The following is a 6692-nucleotide window of genomic DNA, read 5'->3' as shown; positions in this document are numbered from 1 at the left end:
TCGTTGACGACGAACAAATAAAGGAAATACAATATTTATTAAACTCACGCCCAAGAAAACGGCATAAGTTTAAAAGCCCTGCCTCATTTTATTCCAAGGAGTTAAGACGAATTGCACTTCATGGTGGAATCTAGGTTTTTTTACAAAAATCAGCCTAATCTTCAAGCATAGACACTATTTTGCACCTAAGTAATTTAATTGGCGCCATGATTCGTATACCACAACGGCTACTGAATTTGACAAATTCATACTACGACTGGTTGCTAACATGGGAATGCGTATTTTTTTGTTTTGGGGTAATACATCAAGTATGCTTGCTGGTAAACCCCGGGTTTCTGGACCAAATATTAAAAAATCATTGTGTTTATAATTGACTTCGCTATGTGATTTTTGCCCTTTGGTGGTTAAGGCATAAAGTTGTGTTTGCAAGTCAATTTGGTTTTGTTCCATAAAGTGGTCAAAATTTTTGTAACGTTTTACATCCACAAATTCTTGATAATCTAGCCCTGCCCGTCTTAACTTTTTATCATCCCAAAAAAAGCCCATAGGTTCAATAATATGTAAATTAAAGCCAGTATTCGCACAAAGACGAATAATATTACCTGTGTTAGCTGGAATTTCAGGTTCAAATAAAACGATGTTTAGGGCAACTGTTGACACAACTATTCTCTTCGATGATTAATATTTATAAATTGGTAATATTATCACAACTCTAAGCCCACCTAGGTGACTTTTTTCAGCTTTTACGGTGCCGTGATCGCGTATGATAGCATTAGCAACAATAGCAAGTCCAAGCCCTGTGCCACCTGATTCACGATCGCGAGCCTCGCTTGTACGGTAAAACGGCCTGAAGATCTGTTCAAGCTCACTTTCTGCAACACCTGGGCCATCGTCATCGATGGTAATGGTAATTTTTTGTTGTTGTGTAATAAAATCAACAGTCACTTTTTTGTTTGAATAACGAAACGCATTACGAATAACGTTTTCGAGCGCACTACATAACGCGACAGGATAGCATAATATGGTTTGATTAGTCGGCGGGTTGATGACGGTAAATATTTTGCCGATCTGTTCTGCTTCGAAAGTGGCGTTATCCAGTACTTGTTTGAATAATTTGTTAGTTTTTTTCGATTCTCTAACTTCGTTAGAGTCATGTTGTTGTCTTGCCAATGATAGTAAATCACCAATCATGGAATCAAGTTTTAGTGCTTCGTTATTGATTCGTATCACTTCACTACTTTCGCCTTGTTTACGACGTAATAACGAAGTAGCAAGCTGTAAACGAGTTAGCGGTGTGCGTAATTCATGAGAAATGTCAGAAAACAATCGCTGTTGCACATCTTGCATTCGTTTTAGTTCCCTTAACATATGGTTAAAACTAGCACCAGTTGCTTTGTATTCAGATGATCCGATTTGTTCAAGTTCAGGCATTTCTTGTAAATTTCCTTTTGCTACTTGATCTGCCGCTTGCTTTAGACGTCGCGCTGGTTTAGCAATACTCCAAGATAACCAAAGTAAAAAAGGCGAACTTGCAAGCATTGTCAATGCCAATAATAAGAATGGGTGATCAAAGATGAAATTGACAAATTGCGATTGCGTATCGGTTGCTTGTTGCAAAATATACAGTTGATATTCAGCATTGGAATAATGGAGCAAAAAGGGGCCTATAATTTCTTGAGAATCATAGATTTTCCTTGCTGGATCAGCAACATTATGCGATTTTTCACTAAAATTTTTGATTAAATCAATATTTTTAGTTTCAGCTGTAATTATCTGTTCATTCGGTGTAACAACAAATAAAGACTGCCCTGGTTTTTGATGGTTATCCATTACAACGATAAAACGCATCCACCATCGAAAGCTATCTTTTGGTATTTTAATAAGATCTTTTTCAATCTGGTTAGCTAATAAGTTACCTGTTTCCTTGTCTTTATTGGCTAAATAAGTCAGATTTCGAGAATCAAGACTCGGTAACACTATAATTAACATAAGAAAAAAAGCTATAGTCAGTGAAAATATAGTGAAAATTCTGATTGTTAATCGATCGAAAAGCCACATTCTATCTGACCTTCATGTTAATGATTTTCTTAGCTTTATAATAAATCGTCATTTTTATCAATGACAAACAAATAACCTTTAGAACGTAATGTTTTAATCCAAGGCAAGCCATCACTTCTAGGCGGAAGCTTTTTCCGTAGATTAGAAACATGTACATCAATCGAACGAGCAAGTGGAATAAATTCTTTGCCTAAAACTGTCTCGCTTAATGTATCTCGTGAAATTATTTTACCTGCATTTTCAAGCAATTTAAGCAATACCTGAAATTCTGTACCTGTTACTTCAACATACTTGTTATCAAAATAAATCGATTGCTGTTTCCGGTTTACATTCAGTTTATCAATAGTGTATTCATTTGGTTTATCGGAATCATCTTCAACAATATTATCCCATCGCGTTCTGCGTAAAAGCGCATTGATTCGAGCAACAAGTTCTCTATCATTAAATGGTTTTAATATGTAATCATCTGCACCAAGTTCTAGTCCAATAACTTTATCGTATTCATTATCTTTGGCCGTTAGAAATATAACAGGGACAGTAAATTTACCTCTAAGTTGAGATAATACACTAAGTCCGTTCATTTCTGGCATCATAATATCAAGTAAAATAAGATCGATTGTGCTATCAAACTTTTCTAAAGCTTGTATACCGTTATTCGCAACTTCGACTCGATACCCTTCTAATTCAAGTAATTCACGTAATAATACAGCAATTTCTGGATCATCATCAACAACAAGTAATTTGCTACTCATTACATCCCTCTTTGTATAATTCATTCTTGATACTTCTACTCTTATAACTATTACAATTTATATCTAAAAATCAATTATATATGTAAAAAAATGCCAAAAATAATATAGTAAAGTATTGTTAAGTTTTATGTTCGAAATATTTTTACGTTTTTAAAACCTTGATCAATTAGATAAAGTGCTTGTAATTTACTCATCACACCTCGTTCACAATATAACAAATATTGCTTTGATTGTTCCAAATCCCCAAATTGGGTTGCTAACTTATAAAATGGAATGTGTTTGATTTCAATATCGTTCAGTATTAATGGGTTATCCTCTTGCTCTTCAGGTGATCGAATGTCGATAACAACATGATCTGAATTAAGCATAGTTACTGTTTCAACCGATGTAATTGTTGTGTCAGTTTGTTTTTTTATTTCACGAATATCAATATTTTCAGCATTTTCAACCGCTCTATCTAAAATTGTAAAATCAAAATTCAATTCTTCAGCTTCAATTTTTTCTTTTACGGCTTTAACTGTTGGTTTTTTAGATATAACACCACAAAATTCAGGCATTGTTTTTGCGATATCCTCTGTGCCAATTTGACGAGCAAGATTAATGATTGTTTCTTTATCGTGCGTGATAAGTGGGCGCAAAATTAATGTGTCACTGACATTATCAATTAATCGTAGATTAGTAAGCGTCTGACTTGATACTTGCCCTAACGCCTCGCCAGTGACAAGCGCTTCAACATTATAGCGTTGAGCAATCTTCGATGCAGCACGAATCATCATTCGTTTTAGAATAACCCCCATTTGCCCATCATCAACCTTTTCAAGAATTTCACCAACAACATCAGAAAAGTCAATAGCAATAAAACGAACTTTATGTGAACTTCCAAATCGCTCCCATAAATAATGTGCCATTTGCTTAACCCCGATTTCATGAGTTTTGCCACCTAGATTAAAAAAGCAATAGTGCACTCGACTGCCGCGACGCATTAGCATGTAACTCGATACGCCAGAATCAAAACCACCTGATATAAGCGATAATACGTCTTCTTGTGTACCAGTCGGGAAACCTCCTACCCCTGCATGTCGACCTTTGACAAGCAGTAATTTGTCTTTGTCAATTTCAAGGTTGACTGTGATATCAGGGCGAGTTAATTGAACTTTAGCAGACGCAACGTGTTGATTTAGTCCACCGCCAACATAACGTTCGACATCAATTGATGTAAATTCATGTTTTCCGCGGCGTTTGACTCGTACACAAAAGGTTTTATTTTCAATTAGTGGGGCATAATAGTCTAATGCTTTTTCGAAAATGTCATGAACGTCAACAAAAGTAAGTTCATCAACCGCTAGAATATGATGAATGCCCGGGATGCGTGTTAATAATCCAAGTATCTGAGCTTCACTATTTTCAATTTTTGGTCGAACTTCAATAAAATCCCAATGACGAATCACTGCGACATCTTCAATGTGATGTTTTAAAATATTGCGAATATTGCTCGTTAATATTTTAATAAATCGTAAACGAACAGAATCACTTTTAATGGTAATTTCGGGAAAAAGCTTAACAATAAATTTCATAAAATCAATGTAAAAGATAATAAAATGGGGTCATTATACTGGTTTTCCCCAAAAAACACACAATTGATTATGAAAATATAACGAAATGATAAAATTTAAAAAATACCAATTAGTTTGTTTTTTTGAATTTAATGTGAATACATTAAAGTAATAATATACGATGTAAAAAGATAATTTTTTATCTATAAATAGATTGTTTTTACGTATTTAAAAGTGTAAAAGCTCAAAATATATCAACTATATTTTAAATTTTACTTGCTTGTTAGGCTGTCTTTCGCTAATATTTTGCATCAATAAATTCTGTTGTATAACATATAAATTGACAGGTTGAAATGTACGAGTTTTTAATTATAAGCTATTTAATTATCGCAATTATCATTGTTGGGCTAGTTCTAATACAACGAGGCAAAGGGTCGGATATGGGTTCGTCTTTTGGAGCTGGTGCATCTGCAACTTTATTTGGCTCTTCAGGCAGTGGAAATTTTTTAACCCGTGCGACAACACTATTAGGTGTTTTGTTTTTTGTGATAAGCATTTTACTGTCAAATTTAGGTGTCAAATCTCGTGTAATGCCGAGCAACGGAGTTAGTATCGGTGATAATAGTGTGCCAGCAACCATTCAGCCAAACGAAGGTTATATAGATCCTGTAACAATACCGGTTACTCAACCAGTACAACAAAACTCAACTTCAGATATTCCAGAATAATAAAAACGGCGCCGTGGTGGTGAAATTGGTAGACACGCTATCTTGAGGGGGTAGTGCTCTAAGAGCATGCGGGTTCAAGTCCCGCCCACGGCACCAAATCAATAAACAGTAACATTCTTTTAAACCCAACAAAGCACACTAAATCCAGTAATAACAAGCCTCAAAGTCTATTTTATTGCCCATTAAGTATCAGTAAGGTACATTTACAACCAAAAATAATGGGGGTATATTTGGGGGTATAATTAAATACCCTATTATTGCGTACCCCCAAAGGTGAAAAATGGCTGTAAAAACTACTCCCTTAACTGACACACAAATAAAAGCATTAAAAGCCACTAGCAAGGATAAAAAGTATTTTGATGGTGGAGGTCTTTTTTTGTTAGTTAAATCGACAGGGGTTAAATTATGGCGATTTAAATATAAAAAGCCAATATCACATAAAGAGACATTATTATCTTTCGGTAAATACCCAGAAACATCGCTACAGCAGGCACGAAAACAACGAGATGAAGCACGCGAATTAATAAAGCAAGGGATAGATCCACAACATCACAAAGCGGAACAAGAACAACGTAAGCAAGAAGCTTGTAATAATACCTTTTACGCTATAGCTGAGAAATGGTTCAAATTCAAAACAGAACAAGGTTTAGAAGAACAAACACTCAAAAAGGCTTGGCGTTCATTAGAAAACCATGTTTTCCCTTATATAAAAGATATTCCAATAAACCAAGTAACAGCTATCAAAGCAATTAACGCATTACAGCCATTAAATAACAATAATAAATACGAAACAGTAAAAAGAGTTTGTCGGCGAATTAATGAAATAATGTATTATGCTGTCAATATGGGAATTATCGATAATAACCCTCTAGCCAAAATTACCGACGTATTTAATAGCCCGAAAGTAAAAAATCAGCCAACTATTCCCCCTACTGAGTTACCGCAGTTCATGCAAGCTTTAGCTATGGCAAAGATTGAATTGCAAACCAGATGCGTGATTGAATGGCAGTTATTAACATTAACGCGACCAAGTGAAGCCGTAGGGGCTAAGTGGGAAGAAATTAATCTAGATAAAAAATTATGGAGTATTCCTGCCGAACGCATGAAAATGGATAGACCACACAATATACCTTTATCACCGCAGGCAATAAAAATACTTGAGATAATGAAATCTATTAATCATAAAAGCGAGTTTGTTTTCCCAACAGCAAGACCACCTTATAACAAGCCAATGAGTAGCCAAACCGCTAACATGGCAATAAAGCGCATGGGATACAAAGATAAGTTAGTTGCGCATGGATTAAGAGCTTTAGCTAGTACCGCTTTAAACGAACAAGGCTTTAATTATGATGTCATTGAAAGCGCGTTATCGCATGTAGATAAAAACGCAGTAAGGCGAGCCTACAACAAAGCAGAATATGAACATCAAAAGCGTATTATGCTTGACTGGTGGGGTGACTTTGTTGAGCAAGCAAGCCAAGAAAATGTCTCACTATCAGGTAACCTGTAGTAGCTCAAATAAGGCTTGTTTTAATGTATTACACACTAAATGGCGGTCTATGTAGCGACTCGTTTGCCTAGCAATCACTTTTCGTTCATAT

Annotated in this window: 6 protein-coding genes and 1 tRNA gene; 3 read left to right on the top strand and 4 right to left on the bottom strand. The window is 35.2% G+C overall.

What is annotated here, in order from left to right:
* Window positions 1–174: 174 nt before the first annotated feature.
* From trmL to thiI, 4 genes are all read right to left on the bottom strand, one after another.
* Window positions 175–660: a tRNA (uridine(34)/cytosine(34)/5-carboxymethylaminomethyluridine(34)-2'-O)-methyltransferase TrmL gene (gene trmL / locus GQ589_RS11080; protein ID WP_160411050.1), complete on the bottom strand. Its 486-nt coding sequence runs from the start codon at window positions 658–660 to the stop codon at window positions 175–177.
* Between the two features lie 18 nt (window positions 661–678).
* Window positions 679–2058 carry an envelope stress sensor histidine kinase CpxA gene (cpxA, locus tag GQ589_RS11075; RefSeq protein ID WP_160426199.1) on the bottom strand — a complete coding sequence of 460 codons (1380 nt, stop codon included), beginning with the start codon at window positions 2056–2058 and terminating at the stop codon, window positions 679–681.
* Window positions 2059–2093: 35 nt separating this feature from the next.
* Window positions 2094–2810, bottom strand: coding sequence for a response regulator (locus GQ589_RS11070; RefSeq protein ID WP_160426197.1), 717 nt, complete (start codon window positions 2808–2810; stop codon window positions 2094–2096).
* 125 nt (window positions 2811–2935) lie between these two features.
* Complete coding sequence (gene thiI, locus GQ589_RS11065) at window positions 2936–4384, bottom strand: tRNA uracil 4-sulfurtransferase ThiI (RefSeq protein ID WP_160426195.1); 1449 nt, start codon at window positions 4382–4384, stop codon at window positions 2936–2938.
* A 332-nt stretch (window positions 4385–4716) separates the two neighbouring features.
* Between thiI and secG the strand changes: the two genes are divergently transcribed.
* The 3 genes from secG to GQ589_RS11050 all read left to right on the top strand — a co-directional run bounded on the left by secG (window position 4717) and on the right by GQ589_RS11050 (window position 6601).
* The gene (secG, locus tag GQ589_RS12470) at window positions 4717–5091 is read left to right on the top strand and encodes a preprotein translocase subunit SecG (RefSeq protein WP_160426193.1); all 375 of its coding nucleotides are present in this window, start codon (window positions 4717–4719) and stop codon (window positions 5089–5091) included.
* Window positions 5092–5101: 10 nt separating this feature from the next.
* Window positions 5102–5187 (top strand) — tRNA-Leu (locus GQ589_RS11055).
* Window positions 5188–5371: 184 nt separating this feature from the next.
* Window positions 5372–6601 carry an integrase domain-containing protein gene (locus tag GQ589_RS11050; RefSeq protein ID WP_160426191.1) on the top strand — a complete coding sequence of 410 codons (1230 nt, stop codon included), beginning with the start codon at window positions 5372–5374 and terminating at the stop codon, window positions 6599–6601.
* Window positions 6602–6692: the final 91 nt, after the last annotated feature.

Origin of the sequence: Gilliamella sp. Pas-s27 (genome assembly GCF_009795865.1) — a bacterium.
GTDB lineage: Bacteria > Pseudomonadota > Gammaproteobacteria > Enterobacterales > Orbaceae > Gilliamella.
This window is presented reverse-complemented; position numbering and strand designations above follow the sequence as displayed.

Bases quoted from the DNA above. Each gene is read 5' to 3' on its own strand.
- thiI (WP_160426195.1), bottom strand. From the start codon at position 4,384: ATGAAATTTATTGTTAAGCTTTTTCCCGAAATTACCATTAAAAGTGAT.
- secG (WP_160426193.1), top strand. From the start codon at position 4,717: ATGTACGAGTTTTTAATTATAAGCTATTTAATTATCGCAATTATCATT.
- GQ589_RS11050 (WP_160426191.1), top strand. From the start codon at position 5,372: ATGGCTGTAAAAACTACTCCCTTAACTGACACACAAATAAAAGCATTA.
- GQ589_RS11070 (WP_160426197.1), bottom strand. From the start codon at position 2,810: ATGAGTAGCAAATTACTTGTTGTTGATGATGATCCAGAAATTGCTGTA.
- cpxA (WP_160426199.1), bottom strand. From the start codon at position 2,058: ATGTGGCTTTTCGATCGATTAACAATCAGAATTTTCACTATATTTTCA.